Origin of the sequence: Streptomyces sp. JHA26 (genome assembly GCF_002005565.1) — a bacterium.
Classification (GTDB): Bacteria; Actinomycetota; Actinomycetes; order Streptomycetales; family Streptomycetaceae; genus Streptomyces.
On the sequence record NZ_BDJC01000073.1, the window covers coordinates 1 to 19580 of the forward strand.

17 protein-coding genes and 1 tRNA gene are annotated in these 19580 nt (G+C 73.7%); 8 read left to right on the forward strand and 10 right to left on the reverse strand.

From position 1 onward, the window contains the following. Nucleotides 1-797, reverse strand: a 797-nt coding sequence (locus tag JHAT_RS29985; RefSeq protein WP_143660541.1) for a serine/threonine-protein kinase, incomplete at its 3' end; no start/stop codon positions are given. 351 nt (nucleotides 798-1148) lie between these two features. After that, complete coding sequence (locus JHAT_RS29990) at nucleotides 1149-1523, reverse strand: four-helix bundle copper-binding protein (protein ID WP_077801420.1); 375 nt, start codon at nucleotides 1521-1523, stop codon at nucleotides 1149-1151. A gap of 260 nt (nucleotides 1524-1783) precedes the next feature. Between JHAT_RS29990 and JHAT_RS29995 the strand changes: the two genes are divergently transcribed. The 3 genes from JHAT_RS29995 to JHAT_RS30005 all read left to right on the forward strand — a co-directional run bounded on the left by JHAT_RS29995 (nucleotide 1784) and on the right by JHAT_RS30005 (nucleotide 4264). After that, nucleotides 1784-2143: a DUF6479 family protein gene (locus JHAT_RS29995; protein ID WP_077801421.1), complete on the forward strand. Its 360-nt coding sequence runs from the start codon at nucleotides 1784-1786 to the stop codon at nucleotides 2141-2143. Between the two features lie 104 nt (nucleotides 2144-2247). Further along, a complete protein-coding gene (locus JHAT_RS30000; protein WP_077801422.1) occupies nucleotides 2248-2598 on the forward strand; it encodes a hypothetical protein in 351 nt (116 codons plus the stop codon). 55 nt (nucleotides 2599-2653) lie between these two features. Beyond that, entirely contained in the window at nucleotides 2654-4264 is a 1611-nt protein-coding gene (locus JHAT_RS30005) for a cytochrome bc complex cytochrome b subunit (RefSeq protein WP_077801423.1), read from the forward strand. Here the strand turns inward: JHAT_RS30005 and JHAT_RS30010 are convergent. The 5 genes from JHAT_RS30010 to JHAT_RS30030 all read right to left on the reverse strand — a co-directional run bounded on the left by JHAT_RS30010 (nucleotide 4195) and on the right by JHAT_RS30030 (nucleotide 9333). Then, nucleotides 4195-4650: a cytochrome c oxidase subunit 4 gene (locus tag JHAT_RS30010; protein WP_077801424.1), complete on the reverse strand. Its 456-nt coding sequence runs from the start codon at nucleotides 4648-4650 to the stop codon at nucleotides 4195-4197. The two genes, JHAT_RS30005 and JHAT_RS30010, sit on opposite strands and share 70 nt — an antisense overlap. Continuing rightward, nucleotides 4647-6323, reverse strand: coding sequence for a cytochrome c oxidase subunit I (gene ctaD / locus JHAT_RS30015; protein ID WP_077801425.1), 1677 nt, complete (start codon nucleotides 6321-6323; stop codon nucleotides 4647-4649). The genes JHAT_RS30010 and ctaD overlap by 4 nt, the downstream gene beginning before the upstream one ends. A 240-nt stretch (nucleotides 6324-6563) precedes the next feature. Further along, nucleotides 6564-7139: a GerMN domain-containing protein gene (locus tag JHAT_RS30020; RefSeq protein WP_077801426.1), complete on the reverse strand. Its 576-nt coding sequence runs from the start codon at nucleotides 7137-7139 to the stop codon at nucleotides 6564-6566. Beyond that, the gene (locus tag JHAT_RS30025; protein ID WP_171991128.1) at nucleotides 7136-8632 is read right to left on the reverse strand and encodes a cell wall metabolism sensor histidine kinase WalK; all 1497 of its coding nucleotides are present in this window, start codon (nucleotides 8630-8632) and stop codon (nucleotides 7136-7138) included. Before JHAT_RS30025 ends, JHAT_RS30020 begins: the two co-directional genes overlap by 4 nt. A gap of 11 nt (nucleotides 8633-8643) precedes the next feature. Continuing rightward, nucleotides 8644-9333, reverse strand: coding sequence for a response regulator transcription factor (locus JHAT_RS30030; protein WP_077801428.1), 690 nt, complete (start codon nucleotides 9331-9333; stop codon nucleotides 8644-8646). 114 nt (nucleotides 9334-9447) lie between these two features. Here JHAT_RS30030 and JHAT_RS30035 point away from each other — a divergent pair, with 114 nt between their 5' ends. The 4 genes from JHAT_RS30035 (at nucleotide 9448) to fdh (ending at nucleotide 15970) form a co-directional block, all read left to right on the forward strand. Further along, complete coding sequence (locus JHAT_RS30035; protein WP_077801444.1) at nucleotides 9448-10344, forward strand: DUF3152 domain-containing protein; 897 nt, start codon at nucleotides 9448-9450, stop codon at nucleotides 10342-10344. A gap of 154 nt (nucleotides 10345-10498) precedes the next feature. Continuing rightward, a complete protein-coding gene (locus JHAT_RS30040) occupies nucleotides 10499-11548 on the forward strand; it encodes a 4Fe-4S dicluster domain-containing protein (protein ID WP_077801429.1) in 1050 nt (349 codons plus the stop codon). Continuing rightward, entirely contained in the window at nucleotides 11545-12594 is a 1050-nt protein-coding gene (nrfD, locus tag JHAT_RS30045) for an NrfD/PsrC family molybdoenzyme membrane anchor subunit (RefSeq protein ID WP_171991127.1), read from the forward strand. The genes JHAT_RS30040 and nrfD overlap by 4 nt, the downstream gene beginning before the upstream one ends. Before the next feature lie 115 nt (nucleotides 12595-12709). Then, entirely contained in the window at nucleotides 12710-15970 is a 3261-nt protein-coding gene (gene fdh / locus JHAT_RS30055; RefSeq protein WP_253195656.1) for a formate dehydrogenase, read from the forward strand. Between the two features lie 40 nt (nucleotides 15971-16010). On the opposite strand, the gene selD is transcribed toward fdh, so the two are convergent. Further along, complete coding sequence (gene selD, locus JHAT_RS30060; protein ID WP_077801433.1) at nucleotides 16011-17036, reverse strand: selenide, water dikinase SelD; 1026 nt, start codon at nucleotides 17034-17036, stop codon at nucleotides 16011-16013. A gap of 62 nt (nucleotides 17037-17098) precedes the next feature. Here selD and JHAT_RS34805 point away from each other — a divergent pair. Further along, a tRNA-Sec gene (locus tag JHAT_RS34805) sits at nucleotides 17099-17191 on the forward strand. A gap of 105 nt (nucleotides 17192-17296) precedes the next feature. Here the strand turns inward: JHAT_RS34805 and JHAT_RS30065 are convergent. Both JHAT_RS30065 and JHAT_RS30070 read right to left on the reverse strand, forming a co-directional pair. Beyond that, nucleotides 17297-17728: a VOC family protein gene (locus JHAT_RS30065; RefSeq protein WP_077801434.1), complete on the reverse strand. Its 432-nt coding sequence runs from the start codon at nucleotides 17726-17728 to the stop codon at nucleotides 17297-17299. Between the two features lie 63 nt (nucleotides 17729-17791). Continuing rightward, on the reverse strand, nucleotides 17792-19576 hold the full coding sequence (locus JHAT_RS30070; RefSeq protein WP_077801435.1) for a SelB C-terminal domain-containing protein: 1785 nt from the start codon (nucleotides 19574-19576) through the stop codon (nucleotides 17792-17794). Between the last annotated feature and the right edge of the window lie 4 nt (nucleotides 19577-19580).

The following is a 19580-nucleotide window of genomic DNA, read 5'->3' on the forward strand; positions in this document are numbered from 1 at the left end:
TGCCCGGGCTGTTTGGCCAGCAGGTCCAGGATGAGCCGCTCCAGGTGGCCGGGCAGCTCGGGGCGGTGCCGGCGCGGCGGTTCGGGCTCGGTGTCGCGGTGGCCGACGAGGACGGCCCAGGCGTCGTCGAGGTCGAAGGGCGGGACGCCGGTGGCGATCTCGTAGAGCACGCAGCCCAGCGAGTACAGGTCGCTGCGCCGGTCGACCTCCTCGCCGCCGATCTGCTCGGGCGACATGTAGTGCGGGGTGCCCATGGCGATGCCGGTGCCGGTCAGGCGGGCGGTGAACCCGACGTCGCGGCCGAGCCGGGCGATGCCGAAGTCGCAGATCTTCACGGTGCCGTCGGCCAGGCGCACGATGTTGGCGGGTTTCAGGTCGCGGTGCACGATGCCCTGTTCGTGCGTGTAGGCGAGCGCGGCGGCGACCTGTTCGGCGATGTCCAGGACGTCGGGGACCGGCAGCGGATGGTGCCTGTTGTCCTCCAGCAGCCGGCTGAGGTCGCGGCCCTCCAGCAGCTCCATGACCAGGAAGAGCACGCCGTCGCACTCGCCGAAGTCGTGCACGACGGTCACCCCGCGGTGCTGGAGCGCGGCGGCCACCCGGGCCTCGCGCCGGAACCGTTCCCGCAGCACGCGGGTGAAGGACTGGTCGTGCTGCGCGCCCAGTGGCTTGAGGCACTTCACCGCGACGCGCCGTCCCAGCGACTCGTCCCGCGCCCGCCACACCTCGCCCATGCCGCCGCGCCCGATCCGGTCGAGCAACCGGTACCGGCCCTGGATCAGCGTGCTGTCCCCCATCGCCGTACCCGCCCCCGTGGTTCAGTCCGCCCCGCCCTCCCCTGGCCGGTCCAGTATGGCGGCTCGTGGTCCGGGTTTGTACGGTGCCGGACCCGCGCCCGGCCACGGCGGGCAGGGGGTGTCCGGAGGGGAGCGCGGGCCGCGGACGTGCGGGAATCCGCACGGTCCGGTGCCCGGGGTGCGCGTGCGGCGGGTGGTGGCGGCGGGTGCGGGGGCCGGTCTGCCGTAGCGCCCGTGGCCGTACGGACGCAGGTACGGGTACGCCGGATGCGGCAGGCGGCACCTCGTCAGGGTGCGTGCGGGGACCGGGCGGGGCACCCCGCGGCACCGGGTCCGTGCCGTCCGGGCGGCTCAGCGCAGCGTGGCGAGGAACTCTCCGCAGGCCCGGGCGCAGGCGCGGCACGCCTCGGCGCTGTCCTCGGCGCCCGGCTGCTTGTCGAAGACGTGCGCGCCCTCCAGGCACACCTGCACGCACCACTCCAGCTGGACGCGGATCGCGGTCTCGTCCACCTGGTTCTGCTCGGACAGCACCCGGCAGGTGGCGTCGCACACCTCCGCGCACATGATGCCCTTGCGCCGTACGAGTTCCTGGTACTCGGTCCCGTCCGGGTCCACCAGGCTCGCCCGCAGCGCGCACGCCCGTGCGCACTCGGTGCACGCCTGCGCGCACGCGAAGCGGTCCTCCAGGAAGCGGAACAGTTCCTGCTGGGAAGTCGTCGATGTCACACCGCGCGGGTTGCCGCCGTGGTCGGCGCCAAACCCCGGCGGGCCCGTGTTCCCAAGGGACGTGGCCCGTTCTCCCCGGTGCGCCGCCGGGTGCCCGAGGACGCGCCGGGAGCGGGGATCCGACGACCCTCGGTCGGGGCGGCCGCGGACGTCCCGGGCCGAGCCGCTCGACGCGGTCCGGCGGGCCGGTCGTCCGCGGCCGCGGACGGCTCGGTCGGGCCGGCCTGGTTGTCCGGGGCCGCCGGGGGTACCCGCGCTCCATGACTAGCGCATCGATGGACATGGCCGCGGGCTCCGGCGCCGCCGGCCTCTGGCTGGTGGTGGCGGCCTTCGTGGTGGTGGCGGTACTGATCGGCGCCTTCGTCCTCGGCAGCCGCCTGAAGCGCAGGGAGCCCCCGCCGCCCCTCCCCGAGGAGCAGCCCCGCATGCCGGACGGCGGACCGGTCCGTGAGGTCCTGGAGAACCGGGAGCCCGAGGAGATGCCCAGGAGCGACGGCCGGACGCTGCCGCACGAGCTCCGGCACCAGGGCAGCCGCACCGCGTCCGGCCAGGACCGGCCGCGCTGGGACGAGGGCACCAGCGGTTCGTTCGGTGGCGGTGGTCCGGGGGGTGCGCGCTGACCCGTCCGCCGTCCCGTTCCGCGGGGCCCGGTACGGCTTCGAGGAGGCCCGGGCGCATCCGGCACGGCCACGCCCGGGCCGTCGTACGGAAGGAAGTGAGAACCATGGCGGATCCCGCCCGCGACACCCTGCCGCTGCCCGACTACGACCATCTGCCGATCGGTGGCCTGGAGAGCCGCATCCGGTCGCTGGACGTGGAACAGGTGGAGGAACTGCTGGTGTACGAGCGCTCGCACGCCCACCGCGTTCCGGTGACGGAGCTGCTGACCACCCGCCTGGAGCAGTTGAAGTCCGGTGCCGAGCCGTCCTCGGGCGACCCCGGCGCGCTGCGCCCGGAGCAGGGCCGGGGCCACAAGGGCTCCCCCGTGACGCCGGCCACCTCCCCCCAGCCGTTCGGCCCGCCCCCGCACGGCACACCGGACCAGCGGGGCAAGCCGAAGGGGGACCGTGCGTGACGCTGCGGTGACGCGGAGATAGTTTCCGGCACGGGCACCGGGGAACCCATGCGCCGTGCTGTGGAAGAGAAAAAGGGCCCGCGCCGGAGCGTGGGCCCGTCGCGCGGCCGAACGCACCGTCGACCGGGCCGACGGCCGGCTGCCCGTGACCGAGGGCGGGGGGCTGCTGCGCAAGGCCTTTCCCGAACACTGGTCGTTCCTGCTGGGCGAGATCGCCCTCTACAGCTTCGTCGTCCTGCTGCTGACCGGGGTCTGGCTGACCCTCTTCTTCCATCCGTCGATGACGGAGGTCGTCTACGACGGCTCCTACGAGCCGCTGCTCGGGGTGCGCATGTCGCAGGCGTACCGCACGACGCTCGACATCAGTTTCGACGTGCGCGGCGGGCTGCTGATCCGGCAGCTGCACCACTGGGCGGCCCTGTTGTTCCTGTCGGCCATCGGAGTGCATCTGCTGCGCGTCTTCTTCACGGGCGCGTTCCGCCGCCCGCGTGAGGCCAACTGGCTGATCGGCGTCACGCTGTTCGTGCTGGCGCTCGTCGAGGGCTTCGCCGGCTACTCGCTCCCCGACGACCTGCTGTCCGGGACGGGACTGCGCATCGCGCAGGGCATCATGCTGTCCGTCCCCGTGGTGGGCACGTACGTCAGCATGTTCGTGTTCGGCGGCCAGTACCCCGGCCACGACTTCGTCCCGCGGCTGTACTCGGTGCACATCCTGCTGGTGCCGGGGCTGCTGCTGGCGCTCGTCACCCTCCACCTCGTGCTGGTCTTCCACCTCAAGCACACCCAGTGGGCGGGCCGGGGCCGCACCGGCCGCAACGTCGTCGGCAAGCCGCTGTTCCCGCAGTTCGCGGCGAGTTCGACCGGCCTGTTCCTCATGGTGTCCGGGATCCTGACGGTGCTCTCGGCGATGGCGCAGATCAACCCCGTCTGGACGTACGGTCCCTACCGCGCCGACGTCGTCTCGACGGGCTCGCAGCCGGACTGGTACGTCGGCTTCCTGGAGGGCTCGCTGCGCCTGATGCCGCCCTTCGAGACGGCGGTGGCGGGGCACACCGTGATGTGGAACGTCCTGGTCCCGGCGGTGCTGCTGCCGGGGCTCCTGTTCGCCGTGCTGTACGCGTACCCGTTCTTCGAGCGGTGGGTGACGGGCGACCGGGCGGAGCACCACCTGTGCGACCGGCCCCGGGACAAGCCGGTGCGGACCGGCCTGGGCGTCGCCGGGATCGTCTTCTACGCGGTGCTGCTCGCCGCGGGCGGCAACGACATCATCGCCTACACGTTCGACGTCTCGCTGAACCTGCTGACGTGGGTGTTCCGCATCTCCCTGGTGGTGCTGCCGCCGCTCTCCTTCACGGTGACCAAGCGGGTCTGCCTGGCGATGCAGGAGTCGGATCGCGAACGGCTGGCCGAGGGCGAGGAGACGGGCGAGCTGCGGCAGACCCTCGCGGGCGGTTACACCGAGAGCCGTGAGCCGCTCGACGCCGAGGAACGGCACGTACTGCGGTCCCGGAAGGAGCCCGAGCCGCTCGCGCGGACCGCGCCCGGGGCCGAGGCACCGCGCGTCGGGCGGCTGCGGGCGGTGCTCAGCGAGTGGTACTACGGGGACCGGGTCGACGTCGGGGAGTCGGAGCGGGAGCCGTCCCCCTCGGGCGGGCTGGAGCGCTGAACGCCCCGGCGGGCGTACTGGAAGACCAGTCCGGAGACGGCGAGGGCGACCACGCCGAAGCCGATCAGGGCGAGCCACAGGCCGTAGACGATGCCGAGGGCGAGGACGACGGCGCCCAGCGCGATCGTGATCGGCCAGGGGCTGTGCGGCGGGAAGAACTCCAGCGGGCCCGCGGAGTCGGCGACCTCGGCGTCGTCGAGGTCCTGGGCCCGCGGGCCGCGTCTGTGGTGCTGCACGCGGAAGAAGAACGCGACGAGCGAGGCCATCAGGAAGGCGATGATCAGGGCGGCGGTGCCGGCGGGCTCGGCCGACCACCAGCCGTAGAGAACGGCGGTGCCGCCGAAGAAGACGGCCACACCGGTGAACAGCCGGGACTCGGTCCTCACTGCACGTGCCTCTGGTCGTGTCGGGTGATGTCGGGGTGGTGCAGGTCGAACGCCGGGGACTCGGAGCGCACCCGGGGCAGCGACGTGAAGTTGTGGCGCGGGGGCGGGCAGGAGGTGGCCCATTCGAGGGAACGGCCGTAGCCCCAGGGGTCGTCGTGCTCCACCCGGACGCCGTACCGGTGGGTGCGCCAGACGTTGTAGAGGAACGGCAGCGTGGACAGGCCCAGCAGGAAGGCGCCGATGGAGCTGACGGTGTTCAGGGCGGTGAAGCCGTCCGCGGCCAGGTAGTCGGCGTAGCGGCGCGGCATGCCCTGTTCGCCGAGCCAGTGCTGGACGAGGAACGTGGTCTGGAAGCCGACGAAGAGCGTCCAGAAGTGGATCCTCCCGAGGCGTTCGTCGAGGAGTTTGCCGGTGAACTTGGGCCACCAGAAGTAGAAGCCGGCGAACATCGCGAACACGACCGTGCCGAACAGCACGTAGTGCAGGTGGGCGACGATGAAGTACGAGTCCGTCAGGTGGAAGTCCAGGGGCGGCGAGGCGATGAGGACGCCGCTCATGCCGCCGAGCAGGAAGGTCACCAGGAAGCCGCACGACCACAGCATGGGTGTCTCGAAGGAGAGCGAGCCGCGGATCATCGTGCCGATCCAGTTGAAGAACTTCACGCCCGTGGGCACCGCGATGAGGAACGACATCACCGAGAAGAACGGCAGCAGCACGGCCCCGGTGGCGAACATGTGGTGGGCCCACACCACCGCGGAGAGCATGGTGATGGCGATGGTGGCGCCGATCAGGCTGACGTAGCCGAAGATCGGTTTGCGGCTGAACACCGGGATGATCTCGGAGACGATGCCGAAGAACGGCAGCGCGACGATGTACACCTCGGGGTGCCCGAAGAACCAGAACAGGTGCTGCCACAGCAACGCCCCGCCGTTCGCGGGGTCGTAGATGTGGGCGCCGAACTTCCGGTCGGCCTCCAGTGCGAGCAGGGCGGCCGTGAGCACGGGGAAGGCGGGCAGCACCAGGATCGACGTGAACAGCACGTTCCAGGTGAAGATCGGCATCCGGAACATGGTCATGCCGGGTGCGCGCAGGCACACGACGGTGGTGATGAAGTTGACCGCGCTGAGCGTGGTGGACACCCCGCTCACCACCAGGCCCATGGTCCACAGGTCGCCGCCCGGTCCCGGGGTGAACGTGGCGCTGTTCAGCGGCGCGTAGGCGAACCAGCCGAAGGAGGCCGCCCCCTGCGGGGTCAGGAACCCGGAGACCACCATCAGGCCGCCGAACAGGTACAGCCAGTACGACAGCGCGTTGAGCCGGGGGAACGCCATGTCGGGGGCGCCGATCTGCAGCGGCATGACGGCGTTGGTGAACCCGGCGAACAGCGGGGTCGCGAACAGCAGCATCATGACGGTGCCGTGCACGGTGAAGAGCTGGTTGTACTGCTCGGCGGAGAACAGCTGCAGCCCCGGGCGGGCCAGCTCGGTGCGCATCAGCATCGCCAGCACGCCGCCGAGGAGGAAGAAACCGAACGACGTGGTCAGGTAGAGGTTCCCGATCACCTTGTGATCGGTCGTCCTCGCCCACCGCGCCAGCGCCCGACCGAGGGTGCGGTTCGTCCGCTGCCGCGCCGGCGTCCGGCGCGGTGGCCCGGTCTTCCTGTCCACCGCCATGCGGCGGAGGGTACCCAGGGGTCCGGGCGCCAGTCGCCCGGCCACGCCGAGGGGTCACCGGGTGTCGTGCCCGTCGTCGGCGCGGAACACCTCCTCGGTGTGTCCGCCCGGCTCGGGCGGGGCGGGCCGGTACTGCGCCGGCGTGGCCCCGGGAGGGACCGGGTGGGCCACCCGGCGGGTTCCGGACCTCCCGGCGGCGCGGCCGCCTCCTCCTCCGGTGCCGCCCGCCGAGCCGGACGGTCAGCCCGAGGGCGCGACGGTGGGAGCGGCGGCCGCCGTGCCCGGGCAGTCGTCGCTGGACCGGCCGGCCAGCCGGCCGCCGGGCTGCTCCACGGTCACCTGCACGCTCCCCAGTTCCGGGTCCTGGCGCAACCGGGCGCCGGCGACCGTGCAGGCCAGCTGGTCGACGGCCGTGTCGCTCAGTCCGGCGGCGGCCGGCGGGAGTCCGACGGTGACCGTCGCCCCGTCGGTCCGGAGGGTGGGCGCGGCGCCGGCCCGCGGCAGCTCGGTCGTCAGCCCCTGCTCCCGTTCCCCGGCGTTCGGGCCCTTGAACAGCATCAGTACCGTGATGCCGAGTTCCGCCCCGCCGGGCAGCTCGCGGGGGACGGCGACCAGGGAACCGTCGGAGACGAAGTACAGCGGGACCGTGGCGACCGGCACGGCCCGGCTCTCCTCCGGCGCCGGGGTGGTGCCCTGCGGCTCGAGGACGCCGGTGGCGGGTTCGCCCGCCTCGACCACTCCGGTCGCGGGGATGTCGCAGGCGGACAGGGCGAGGGCGGTCGCCAGCAGGGCGGGCAGCGCGTGCCGGATGTTCATGCCCGGCCCTCCTTCGCCGGGTCCCCCGTCCGGTCCGCCGCGCCGTCCTGGCGCAGGGGGAGGACGACCGTGAAGACGGCGCCGCCGTCCGGGTGGCCGGCCGCCCGGACGGTGCCGCCGTGCAGCCGGACGTTCTCCGCGGTGATGGCCAGTCCGAGCCCGCTGCCCTCGCTGCGGACCCGGGCGGTGTCCGACTTGTAGAAGCGGTCGAAGACGTGGGGCAGGACGTCGTCGGGGATGCCGTCCCCGCTGTCGCGGACCTCGACGACCGCCTGTCCGCCCGCCTCGGGGTCGTGTCGTCCGTAGAGGCGCAGGCTCACGGGGGGACGGCCGTGGCGGAGGGCGTTCGCGACGAGGTTGGCGACGACGACGTCGAGCCGGCGCGGGTCGACGCGGCCGCGCAGCGTGCCGGGTTCCGGCAGGCGGGTCTCCACGCTGTGGGTCCAGCCGCGGGTGGCGAGGGTGCGCCGTACGGACTCGGCGAGGTCGATGTCGTCCAGGTGGAGGGCGGCCGCGCCCGCGTCGAAGCGGGAGATCTCCATCAGGTCGTTCACCAGGGTGGCCAGCTTGGAGGTCTCCTCGCTGATGAGGCGTACGGCCGTGGCGGTGTCGTCGTCGAGGCCGGCGGCGTCCTCGTCCAGTACGTCGGTGACCGCCGTCATCGCCGCCAGCGGGGTGCGCAGTTCGTGCGAGACGTCCGCGGCGAAGCGCCGGGCCCCGGCCTCCATGCGCCGCAGTTCCGCCACCGAGCCCTCCAGTGCCTCGGCGGTCTCGTTGAAGGTGCGGGAGAGTTCGGCGAGTTCGTCGCTGCCCTGCACGGCGAGCCGGGTGTCGAGCCGGCCCTCGGCGATGCTGCGGGTCGCCCGGCGCAGTTCCCTGACCGGCCGCAGCACCCCGCGCGCGGCCAGCAGGGCGAGGACGACGGCCAGGGCGAGGGCGGGCACGGTGGCGCGTTCGACGGCGGCGACCAGGGCGTCGACGTATCCCTGTTCCTCGTTCTGGGGCACCGTGAGGTAGACCTCGAGCCCGGAGGCGGGCTCGGAGGTGGCGTACGGGCCGGCGAAGGTGACGGGCATGCCGACGACGAGGGAGGAACGGCCGTCGTTCGTCACGCGCTGGAAGACCGTGGCGCGGCGCGAGCGCACGGACTCGCGCATGTCCGGGGAGAGTTCGCCGAAGGCGTCGCCGGGGTCGGAGGTCGCGCTCGACCCCCGGTAGGCGGCCAGCACCCGCCAGTTCTGGGACCGTCCACCGCGCGCCACGTCGGCGGCGAACGTCTCCAGGTCGGACCGGTCGGGCGGGAAGCGGTAGTTGGGGACCAGGGCGCTGACCCGGTCCCGGAAGTCCTCGATCACCGTGTCCTGGCTCTGCTGGAGGATTCCGGTGCGTGCTTCGCGGAAGGTCAGCGCGCCCGTGGTCACCGTGGCCGCGGCGGCGACGAAGGCGAAGGCCACCACCAGCCGCACGCGGAGTCCGCCCAGCGCGCGCGGCAGTCCCGCCGTCCTCACCGGGGTCCGAAGCGGTAGCCGAAACCGCGTACCGTGTGGATGTGACGCGGCTGGTCCGCGGGCTCGCCGATCTTGGACCTGAGGCGTTTGACGCAGGCGTCCACGAGCCGTGCGTCCCCGTGGTAGCTGTGCTCCCACACGGCTTCCAGGAGCTGCTGGCGGCTGAACACCTGGCCGGGCGAGGCGGACAGGGTGAGCAGCAGCCGCAGTTCGGACGGTGCGAGGGCGACGGGCCGCCCCCGGTGGGTGACGGTGAGTCCGGCGCGGTCGATGGTCAGGTCGCCGTGCTGCTCGGTGCGCGGCCCGCCGTGGTCGTCCGCCGGGCCGCCGGCGCGGCGCAGCACCGCCCGGATGCGCGCGTCCAGGACACGGGCGCGGACGGGTTTGACCACGTAGTCGTCGGCTCCGGCCTCCAGTCCGACGACGACGTCGGTGTCGTCCCCGCGGGCGGTGGCCATGATGATGGGCACCTGGTCGTGGTCGCGGATGCGGCGGCACACCTCCAGTCCGGACATGCCGGGCAGCATCAGGTCGAGGACGACGGCGTCGGGCCGGAACGTGCGCAGTTCCCGCAGTCCGTCCTCACCGGTCGCGGCGGCGGCGACCTCGTGTCCCTGGCGGCGCAGGGCGAGGCGGACGCCCTCCCGGACGGCGCGGTCGTCTTCGATGATCAGGACCCGTGGCATGGGTCTCAGTATGCGTCGGGGCGAACGGGTGTTCGCGCACGGGTGGGCGGCTGTTACAGGACGGTCCACAAGCGGTCCACCGGCGATCACACGGCCGGGGCACGCTGCGTGATCATGAACGCGCACCGATCGACGTCCTCACCGTCCGCCGACACGGCCCGCCGGGGCCGACGCGGGAGACGCGCCCGCCGCAGGCGGAACCGGAGGGCACCGGCTCTCTGGGCCGGACTCGCGGCCGTCGTCGTGCTGTTCGCCGGAGGGCTGGCCGTGAAGGGGAGCACCTCCGCCTCCGAACGTCCCGCCGGCACCGCCGGTCCGATCACGACGGTGGAGCCCCGGCCGTCCGCCGGTACCGCCTCCCCGGCCGGGCGGCCCGCGACGGGCACCGCGGACGAGGAGGAGCCGGAGGGTCCGCCGGACGGGTCGCGGAGCCCCGTCTCCATCCCGGCCTCCGGGCCGGGGACGTTCACCACCGCCGGGGGCGGTGGCGAACGGGTCGGCGGGAGCGGGCGCACGCTGACCTACGTCGTCCAGGTGGAGGACGGCATCGGGCTGTCGGCGCGGGACGTCGCCGCCGAGGTCGAGCGGATCCTCGCCGACGACCGGGGCTGGACGGCCGACGGCGAGGTGGGGTTCCGCCGCGTGTCCGGCGGCGCGTCCGACTTCCGGGTGCGGCTCGCCACGGCGGGAACGGTGGACGACATATGCGGCCAGTACGGCCTGGACACCGGCGGCGAGGTCAACTGCAACGTCGGCCAGGACGTCATGGTCAACCTCAAGCGGTGGCTGCTGGCCACGCAGTACTACGCGGACGACGTGACGTCGTACCGGGCACTCATCATCAACCACGAGGTCGGGCACTTCCTGGGCCACGGCCACGAGGGCTGCCCCGGCCCGGGACGGCCCGCGCCGGTGATGATGCAGCAGATCAAGGGACTCCACGGCTGCACCACCAACGTCTGGCCCTACGACGAGGAGGGCCGGCCCGTCACCGGCCCCCGCGTCGCCTGATCCGCGCCCGCCGGCCCGGACGGAAGGCACCGTCGGCCGTTTCGGGCGCGCGCGGCCCGGGCACCCGTGCCAGGCTCGGAAGGGCCACCGGGCCACCGGGCCACCGGGGGCGAGGAACCGGACGTCGCGAACGGCAGGGGCGTGGAGGTACGGCATGACCGAGGAGAACGCCGGCGCCGCCCGAAACGGCGGACGCGCGGCCCACGCCCACCGGTTCTCCGGGCCGGAGCCGGACGTGGCGGCCGCGGCCGGTCACCGTGATCCCCCGCCCCGCGTCGGCTTCTTCACCGACACCTCCGTGTGCATCGGCTGCAAGGCCTGCGAGGTGGCCTGCAAGGAATGGAACGCCGTGCCGGAGGACGGCCTGCTGCTCACCGGCATGTCCTACGACAACACGCAGGGGCTCGGCGCCGACACCTGGCGGCACGTCGCCTTCATCGAGCAGCGCAAGCCGCTCGGCGGCCAGGAGCCGGGGACCGGTCACGGGGACGTGGACGTGGACGTGTTCGAGGCCGCCCGGAGCCCGGACACCTCGCCCGCCTCCCCCGGCCCCGGTGCCACCGGCCCGTCCCCGGACCGGGCTCCCTCGGGGGCCCCGGCCGGCGGCATCTCCCCCGTGGCACCGGACGGGCGCACCGAGCTGCGCTGGCTCATGGCCTCCGACGTGTGCAAGCACTGCACCCGCGCCGCGTGTCTGGACGTGTGCCCCACCGGGTCCCTGTTCCGCACCGAGTTCGGCACGGTGGTCGTGCAGGAGGACGTCTGCAACGGCTGCGGTTACTGCGTGCCCGCCTGCCCGTACGGCGTCATCGAGCAGCGCGAGGGCGACGGACGCGCCTGGAAGTGCACGCTGTGCTACGACCGGCTCGGCGTCGGCATGGAACCGGCCTGCGCGAAGGCGTGCCCGACGGACTCCATCCAGTTCGGCCCGCTGGAGGAGCTGCGGGAGCGGGCGGCGGCCCGGGTCGCGCACCTGCACGCGGCCGGGGTGACCGACGCCCGGCTGTACGGGGAGAGCCCGGACGACGGGGTCGGCGGCGACGGCGCCTTCTTCCTGCTGCTGGACGAACCGGAGGTGTACGGGCTGCCGCCCGATCCGGTGGTCACCACCCGGGACCTGCCCGCGATGTGGCGGCACGCGGCGGCGGCCGCCGTCTCGCTGGCCGCGCTGGCCGCCGTGAGTTTCGCCGGGAGGCCCCGATGAGCGGTTCGGACGTCACCCGCGACGGTGTCCGGGGCGCACGGCCCGGGCGGGACGCTCCGACGGGAGCACACGCCGGGCGCCGTCGCCGTCGCCGTGGCCGCGGTGAGCAGCCGATGGTGCCGGACGCCGAGTTCTCCTCGTACTACGGCAGGCCGGTGCTGAACAAGCCGAGCTGGGCGGCCCTCGACATCGCGGGCTACCTCTGGCTGGGCGGGCTCGCGGGCGCGTCGTCGCTGCTGGCGGCCGGCGGGCACGCGACGGGACGTCCGGCGCTGGCGCGGACGGCGAAGCTGGGGGCGGCGGGCGCCGTCTCGCTGTCGCTGGGCGCGCTCGTGCACGACCTGGGCCGGCCCGCCCGGTTCCTCAACATGCTGCGCGTCTTCAAGCCCACCTCGCCGATGAACGTGGGGTCCTGGCTGCTGGCCGGTTACGCCCCGCTCACCCTGGCCGCCGCGGCGGCCGACGTGAGCGGCCGCTGCCGGCCCGCCGGGACCGCCGCCACCGCGGCGGCCTCCGTGCTCGGCCCGGCGGTCGCCACGTACACCGCCGTGCTGGTCTCGGACACCGCGGTGCCCTCCTGGCACGAGGGCCACCGGGAGCTGCCGTACGTCTTCGCCGGTTCGGCGGCGTCCGCGGCGGCGGGGCTGGCGCTGGCCGGCGTACCGGTGGCACAGACGGGGCCCGCGCGCCGGGCGGCGGTGCTCGGCGCGGTACTGGAACTGGGCGCCTTCCGGCTGATGAAACGGCGGATGGGCATGGTGGCCGAACCGTTCGAGCGGGGCAGGGCGTGCGTCCTGCTGCGCGGGGCGGAGGTCCTGGCGGTCGGTGGCACCGCGCTGGCGGCCGTGGCCGGTCGCCGCCGTGGAGCGGCCACGGTGGCCGGGGTGGCGCTGCTGGCCGGTTCCGCGGCCCTGCGGTTCGGCGTGTTCCACGCCGGGGTGGCCTCGGCGGAGGACCCGAAGTACACCGTCGTACCGCAGCGGGAGCGACTGGCGGACGGCGCACCTCGCACGGACGACACGGACGGCACGGACGGCACGGACTGATCGGTCCGCGCCGCGCGGGACCCGCCGTCCGCCGGACGGCACCGCAGGGATTGAACCGCCGGGAACGGGACACCCGGGCCGGCGGAACGCACTGAGAGAGAGGGCGGAGGACGGCATGGGCGTACGCACGTGGCTCGACTCCTGGCCGGTCTACCGCCAGCTCAAGGGCACCGATCCCCTGGGCCGCGGCGCCGCCGCCAGGAGCGGGACCAGCGCGCGGCTCACCCCCCGGGTCGCCTCGGCGGACGAGGTCGTGAAGTCCGTCTGCCCGTACTGCGCGGTCGGCTGCGGCCAGAACGTGTACGTCGAGGACGGCCGCGTCACCCAGATCGAGGGCGACCCCGACTCCCCCGTCTCCCGCGGCCGGCTGTGCCCCAAGGGGTCGGCGAGCCTCCAGCTGACCACGGGCGACGCCCGCGAGCAGCACGTCCTGTACCGGCGCCCGCACGGCACCGACTGGGAGCGCCTCGACCTGGACACGGCGATGGACATGATCGCCGACCGGGTGATCGAGGCACGGCGTGCGGGCTGGCAGTGGGAGGTCGACCGGGCCCGTACCCGCCGCACGCTCGGCATCGCCAGCCTCGGCGGCGCGACGCTGGACAACGAGGAGAACTACCTGATCAAGAAGCTGTTCACCGCCCTGGGCGCGGTGCAGATCGAGAATCAGGCCCGTATTTGACACTCCTCCACCGTTCCCGGTCTGGGAACCTCGTTCGGCCGCGGCGGCGCGACCACCTTCCAGCAGGACCTGCAGCACTCGGACTGCATCGTCATCCAGGGCTCGAACATGGCCGAGTGCCATCCGGTCGGGTTCCAGTGGGTGATGGAGGCCAAGGCGCGCGGCGCGAAGGTGATCCACGTCGACCCGCGGTTCACCCGCACCAGCGCGCTGGCCGACGTGCACGTGCCGCTGCGCGCGGGCTCGGACATCGCCTTCCTCGGCGGGATCATCAACCACGTGCTGCGCACCGATGGTTACTTCCGTGACTACGTGGTCGCCTACACCAACGGGCCGGTCGTCCTGCGGGAGGACTTCCGCGACGCCGAGGACCTCGACGGCGTCTTCTCCGGCCTCGACCCCGACAGCCGCAGCTACGACAACGGCAGCTGGCAGTACGAGGGCACGGAGATGCAGGCGGCCTCCGGCGAGCGGGACCTGGAGTACGGCAGGCGCGCCGGCGGCGACTCCTCGGTGACCGAGGCGGCGCGCGGCGAGTCCCACGGCTCGGGCGGCCCCGACCTCGGCGAGGGCGGGATCGAGCGGGACGAGACGATGACGCACCCGCGCTGCGTCCTCCAGGTGCTGAAGCGGCACTACGCCCGCTACACACCGGAGATGGTCGAGCGGATCTGCGGGGTGCCGCAGGACCTGTTCCGGCAGGTGTGCGAGCTGGTCACGGAGAACTCGGGCCGCGACCGGACCACCGCCTTCGCCTACGCGGTCGGCTGGACGCAGCACACGGTGGGCGTGCAGTACATCCGCGCGGCCTCCGTGCTGCAGAGCCTGCTCGGCAACATCGGCCGGCCCGGCGGCGGCATCCTGGCCCTGCGGGGGCACGCCTCCATCCAGGGCTCCACGGACATCCCGACCCTGTTCAACCTGCTGCCCGGCTACATCCCGATGCCGCACGCGCACCAGCAGGAGGACCTGGACGCGTTCGTCCGGGGCGAGGCGGCCCGCAAGGGCTACTGGGGCAACATGCGCGCCTACCTGGTGAGCCTGCTGAAGGCCTACTGGGGCGACGCGGCGACGGCGGAGAACGACTTCTGCTTCGACTACCTGCCGCGGCTGACGGGCTCGCACTCCACGTACGAGACGGTCATGGCCCAGCTGGAGGGGACCTGCAAGGGCTACTTCCTGATGGGCGAGAACCCGGCGGTCGGCTCGGGCAACGCCAAGTTGCAGCGGCTGGGGATGGCGAACCTGGACTGGCTGGTGGTGCGGGACTTCTCGCTCATCGAGTCGGCGACCTGGTGGAAGGACGGCCCGGAGATCGAGACGGGTGAGATGCGCACGGAGGACATCGGCACCGAGGTGTTCTTCCTGCCGGCCGCCGCCCACACCGAGAAGGACGGCAGCTTCACCAACACGCAGCGGCTGCTGCAGTGGCACCACCAGGCGGTCCGGCCGCCCGGCGAGGCGCGCAGCGACCTGTGGTTCACGTACCACCTGGGTCGCATCATCCGTCACAAGCTCGCCGGCTCCACCGATCCGATGGACCGTCCGCTCATCGACCTGACCTGGGACTACCCGGTCAAGGGCGAGCTGTCCGAACCGGACGCGGAGGCGGTCCTCGCCGAGATCAACGGCCACGACGCCGACGGTGTCCCCCTGTCCTCCTACGAGCAGTTGAGCGACGACGGCTCCACAGTGTGCGGCTGCTGGATCTACTGCGGCGTCCACGCCGACGGCGTGAACCAGGCAGCCCGCCGCAAGCCCGGCGCGCGGCAGGACTGGGTGGCGGCCGAGTGGGGCTGGGCGTGGCCGGCCAACCGCCGCGTGCTGTACAACCGTGCGTCGGCCGACCCGGACGGCAGGCCGTGGAGCGAGCGCAAGGCGCTGGTGTGGTGGGACGAGAACCAGGAGAAGTGGGTGGGGCACGACGTCCCGGACTTCCCGCCCGGCAGGGCCCCCGGCCACGTGCCGCCGCCGGACGCCACGGGGCCCGAGGCCCTGTCGGGCACCGACGCGTTCATCATGCAGGCCGACGGCAAGGCCTGGCTGTACGCGCCCTCCGGCCTCACCGACGGGCCGCTGCCCACGCACTACGAGCCGCAGGACTCCCCCTTCCCCAACCTGCTGTACGGGCAGCAGCGCAACCCGGTGCGTCACCTGCTGCCCCCGCACCCGGACAACCGCTACCAGCCGAGCGCGGGCGCCCCCGGCTCGGAGGTGTACCCGTACGTCGCCACCACGTACCGGCTCACCGAGCACCACACGGCGGGCGGCATGTCCCGCTGGCAGCCGTATCTCGCGGAGCTGCAGCCGGAGTTCTTCTGCGAGGTCTCGCCCGAGCTGGCCGCCGAGCGCGCGCTGGAGCACACCGGCTGGGCGACGATCGTCAGCGCCCGCGGCGTGATCGAGGCACGGGTGCTGGTCACCGACCGCGTGTCGCCGCTGACCGTGCACGGCCGGACCCTGCACCAGGTCGGGCTGCCCTACCACTGGGGCCCGAACGGCTACAGCACGGGCGACGCGGCCAACGAGCTGCTGCACCTGTCCCTCGATCCGAACACCCACATCCAGGAGGCCAAGGCGCTGGCCGTGGACATCCGGCCGGGCCGGCGCCCGCGGGGCCCGGCGGCCCTGGAACTGGTGCGGGAGTACCGGGCACGCGCGGGCATCGACGAGCACACCGGCACGGAGCTGTGACGACCGGCGCCCGCGGGCCGGTGCGGCCGGCGTCCGCCGGTCAGCGCAGGACGACCGAGTACGGCCCGCGTGCGACCAGCTCGCCGATCACCGGCGCCCCCGGCACCTCCCCGGCCACGAGCAGCCCGCCCGAGGTCTGGGCGTCGGCCAGCAGGAGGCGGGTGTCGGCGTCGGTGTCCCCGAAGTCGGTGTGCGGCGCCACCCACTCCAGGTTGCGCCGGGTGCCGCCGCTGACGTACCCGTCGCGCACCGCCTCCCGCGCGCCGTCCAGGTAGGGCACGGCGGCGGTGTCCAGCACGGCGGTCACCGAGGAGGCGCGGGCCAGTTTGTGCAGGTGGCCGAGGAGGCCGAAGCCGGTGACGTCGGTGGCGCAGACCGCGCCGGCGTCCAGGGCGGCAGTGGCGGCGTCCCGGTTGAGCGCGGTCATGGTGGCCACCGCCTGCTCGAACCGCTCCCCGGTGGCCTTGTGGCGGTTGTTCAGGACGCCGAGGCCGAGGGGCTTGGTCAGCGACAGCGGTACACCGGGGCGGCCCGCGTCGTTGCGCAGCAGCCGGGCGGGGTCGGCCAGACCGGTGACGGCCATGCCGTACTTCGGTTCGGGGTCGTCGACGCTGTGTCCGCCGCCCACGTGGCAGCCGGCCTCGGTGGCGACGTCCAGGCCGCCGCGCAGCACCTCGCGGGCCAGCTCGAAGGGCAGGACGTCGCGCGGCCAGGCCAGCAGGTTGACCGCGAGGACGGGACGGCCGCCCATCGCGTAGACGTCGGAGAGCGCGTTGGCGGCGGCGATGCGCCCCCAGTCGTAGGGGTCGTCGACGACCGGGGTGAAGAAGTCGGCCGTGGAGACCAGGGCCTGTGCGGCGGCGCCGGGCGGCGTGGGCAGGGCGACGACGGCCGCGTCGTCACCGGTGGCCGCCCCCACCAGGAGCGGGGTGTCGCCCGCGGCGGCCCGCGTCCGGGTCAGCGGACCGAGCATGTCCTCGAGTTCGCCGGGCGGGATCTTGCAGGCGCAGCCGCCGCCGTGGGCGTACTGGGTGAGGCGTACGGCGGTCTCGCTCGTCGATGTCATGCCGGTACTCCTTGGTGGTGACGGGACCGGGGCCGGGTGTCCGTGTAGCCTGGCCGGGCGGTGGAGGCGTGTGGGTGCCTGGTGGCCCTCCCGGTCTTCAAAACCGAGGTGTCCGAGGATCTCGGGCAGGCGGGTTCGATTCCCGTCCGCCTCCGTCTTCTGCCCGTGGCGACGTGCCCGGCTTCGGGATGGGACCGAACGCGGGCCCCGTCACGAGCCCGCGTTCGGTCCCGCCGAGGACGCGGCGTCCCGGCGGATGCTCAGTCGAGGCAGAACTCGTTGCCCTCGATGTCCTGCATCGCGATGCAGGACTCGTTCTCCTCGTCGGCGAACAGTGTGTACAGGTGGACCGCGCCGAGCGCGACCAGTCGTGCGCATTCGGACTCGAGCACGGCCAGACGCTCCTCGCCCACGAGCCCCGTGCCGGCCCGCACGTCGAGGTGCACCCGGTTCTTGGCGACCTTGCCCTCGGGAACGCGCTGGAAGAACAGTCGCGGGCCCACGCCCGAAGGATCACTGCACGCGCACCACGCCCCCCGCTTCTCCGGCGGCTGCGAACGGTCGAAATCGTCCCATGTGGCGAATCCCTTCGGCGGCGGGGCGACGTATCCCAGCACCTCGCACCAGAAACGAGCGACGCGCTGCGGATCCGCGCAGTCGAAGGTGATCTGGACCTGCCTGATCGATGACATCGGCGCACCATAGCAAGGGGCCGGGACGCTCGTCTCCCGGCGGGGGGACCGGGCACCGCCGGGTCACCGGGCGTCGTCGGCGGGCCGGCGGCACCGGTGCCGGTCGCCCACCCGCTCCGTCAGTCCCCGCGCCGCCAGGTGCTCCAGCAGCGGTACGGCCACCCTGCGCGTCGTGTCCAGGGCGCGGCGGGCCTCGCTGAGGGTGAACGGCTGCGGGAGGCGGGCCAGGATGGCGGCCGCCTCGGTGTCCGCGCCCGGCAGCAGCACGACGGTGTCCCCGACCCGCAGGAGCGCCCCGGCGGCGACGGCCGCGGCCAGTGCCCTGCGGGTGAGTCCGAGTTCCGTCAGCCGGTCCGCCTCGGGTGCGCGGAAGGGTGCGCGGGACAGGTCACCGCGTACCGCGTCCACGGCCGCTCTCAGGGGCGGTGGCAGGGTGGGCGTGGCGTCGGACCCGTACAGCCGGCCCTGGCGGTGGTGGAGTCGTCCGCCGCCGGGGGTCCGGGCGAGCGCGTCGACCAGCAGCCGGTCGGGGAGACCGAGCAGACGGCGCGCGGCCTCGGTGGGCAGGCCCGGGTCCATCGGGTGCTGCCGGGCGTGCCGCTCGACCTCCTCGGCGAGACGGGCGCGCAGCCGTTTCCAGTGGTCCGCGTCGGCCAGCCAGTCACCGGCGACGGGCGCGGCCGGCGGGGGCACTCCCATCGCCAGCAGTTCGCCGCGCCGTACGAGCCGGCGCCGCCGCAGTTCGGCGGTGCCGTCCGGATCCCCGGTCATCGCGGCCAGTTCCCCGGCGCGGGCGCGGCCGGCTCCGCGCCGGGTCAGACGCGGCGGACGTACGTCGAGGACGGTGACCGCGCAGGGGACGCGGGTGCCGCCGGGTTCGCGCAGGACGGCGCGGTCGCCGACGCGCAGGGGCAGCGGACGGGCCAGGGTCAGCCTGGCCGTGTCCTCGCCCAGCGGGCGGACGGTCGCCGGCACCGCGGCCGTCCCGATGTGCAGGGTCGACGTCCGGGGGAGTCCGGTGACCGGTTCCCCGGTGACGCGGACGTCGGTCAGTGCGGTGAGCAGCCAGCGGTCCGGTGACAGCAGGACCTGGCCCCGGCGCAGGGTGCCGTCGGCGGCTCCGTGCACGTCGACCGCCACGCGGGCCACCCCTCTCACGACGGTGCGTTCCTCGTGCAGGCACTGCATCCCGCGCACCCGCAGCTCCGCCGTGCCGTCCCCCGTCAGCAGCCGGTCGCCGACGCGCAGCGTGCCCGCGCCGAGCGTGCCGGTGACGACCGTGCCGCGCCCGCGCACGGTGAAGGCCCGGTCCAGCCACAGCCGTACGTCGGCGTCGGCCGGCGGCACCGGCAGGGACCGGGCCAGCCGCCCCAGCTCCCCGCGCAGTTCGTCGAGTCCGGCGCCGGTCACGGAGCTGACCGCGACGGACGGCACCTTGCCCAGGGAGGTCGCGGCGAGGCGCTCGACGGCGTAGGCCCGTACGGGCTCGGGGTCGGCGAGGTCGCTGCGGGTCACCGCGAGGACGGCGTGCCGTACGCCGAGGGCGTCGATGATCGCGAGGTGTTCCTGCGACTGCCGCTGCCAGCCCTGGTCGGCGGCGACCACGAAGAGCACGGCGGGCACCGGTCCGACGCCGGCCAGCATGGTGGCGACGAACCGCTCGTGCCCGGGCACGTCCACGAAGGCGAGGTCCTCGTCCCCGTCGGTCCGGGTCCAGACGAATCCGAGGTCCAGGGTGAGCCCGCGGCGGCGCTCCTCCTCGTGGCGGTCGGGTTCCATGCCCGTCAGCGCCCGCACCAGGGCGGACTTGCCGTGGTCGACGTGACCGGCGGTGGCCACCACCCGCACGGCT

Coding starts and splice junctions, on each gene's coding strand:
- JHAT_RS29995 (WP_077801421.1), top strand. CDS start 1,784: ATGACTAGCGCATCGATGGACATGGCCGCGGGCTCCGGCGCCGCCGGC.
- selD (WP_077801433.1), bottom strand. CDS start 17,036: ATGACATCGACGAGCGAGACCGCCGTACGCCTCACCCAGTACGCCCAC.
- JHAT_RS30035 (WP_077801444.1), top strand. CDS start 9,448: ATGAACGCGCACCGATCGACGTCCTCACCGTCCGCCGACACGGCCCGC.
- nrfD (WP_171991127.1), top strand. CDS start 11,545: ATGAGCGGTTCGGACGTCACCCGCGACGGTGTCCGGGGCGCACGGCCC.
- JHAT_RS30040 (WP_077801429.1), top strand. CDS start 10,499: ATGACCGAGGAGAACGCCGGCGCCGCCCGAAACGGCGGACGCGCGGCC.
- JHAT_RS30065 (WP_077801434.1), bottom strand. CDS start 17,728: ATGTCATCGATCAGGCAGGTCCAGATCACCTTCGACTGCGCGGATCCG.
- ctaD (WP_077801425.1), bottom strand. CDS start 6,323: ATGGCGGTGGACAGGAAGACCGGGCCACCGCGCCGGACGCCGGCGCGG.
- JHAT_RS30020 (WP_077801426.1), bottom strand. CDS start 7,139: ATGAACATCCGGCACGCGCTGCCCGCCCTGCTGGCGACCGCCCTCGCC.
- JHAT_RS30000 (WP_077801422.1), top strand. CDS start 2,248: ATGGCGGATCCCGCCCGCGACACCCTGCCGCTGCCCGACTACGACCAT.
- JHAT_RS30030 (WP_077801428.1), bottom strand. CDS start 9,333: ATGCCACGGGTCCTGATCATCGAAGACGACCGCGCCGTCCGGGAGGGC.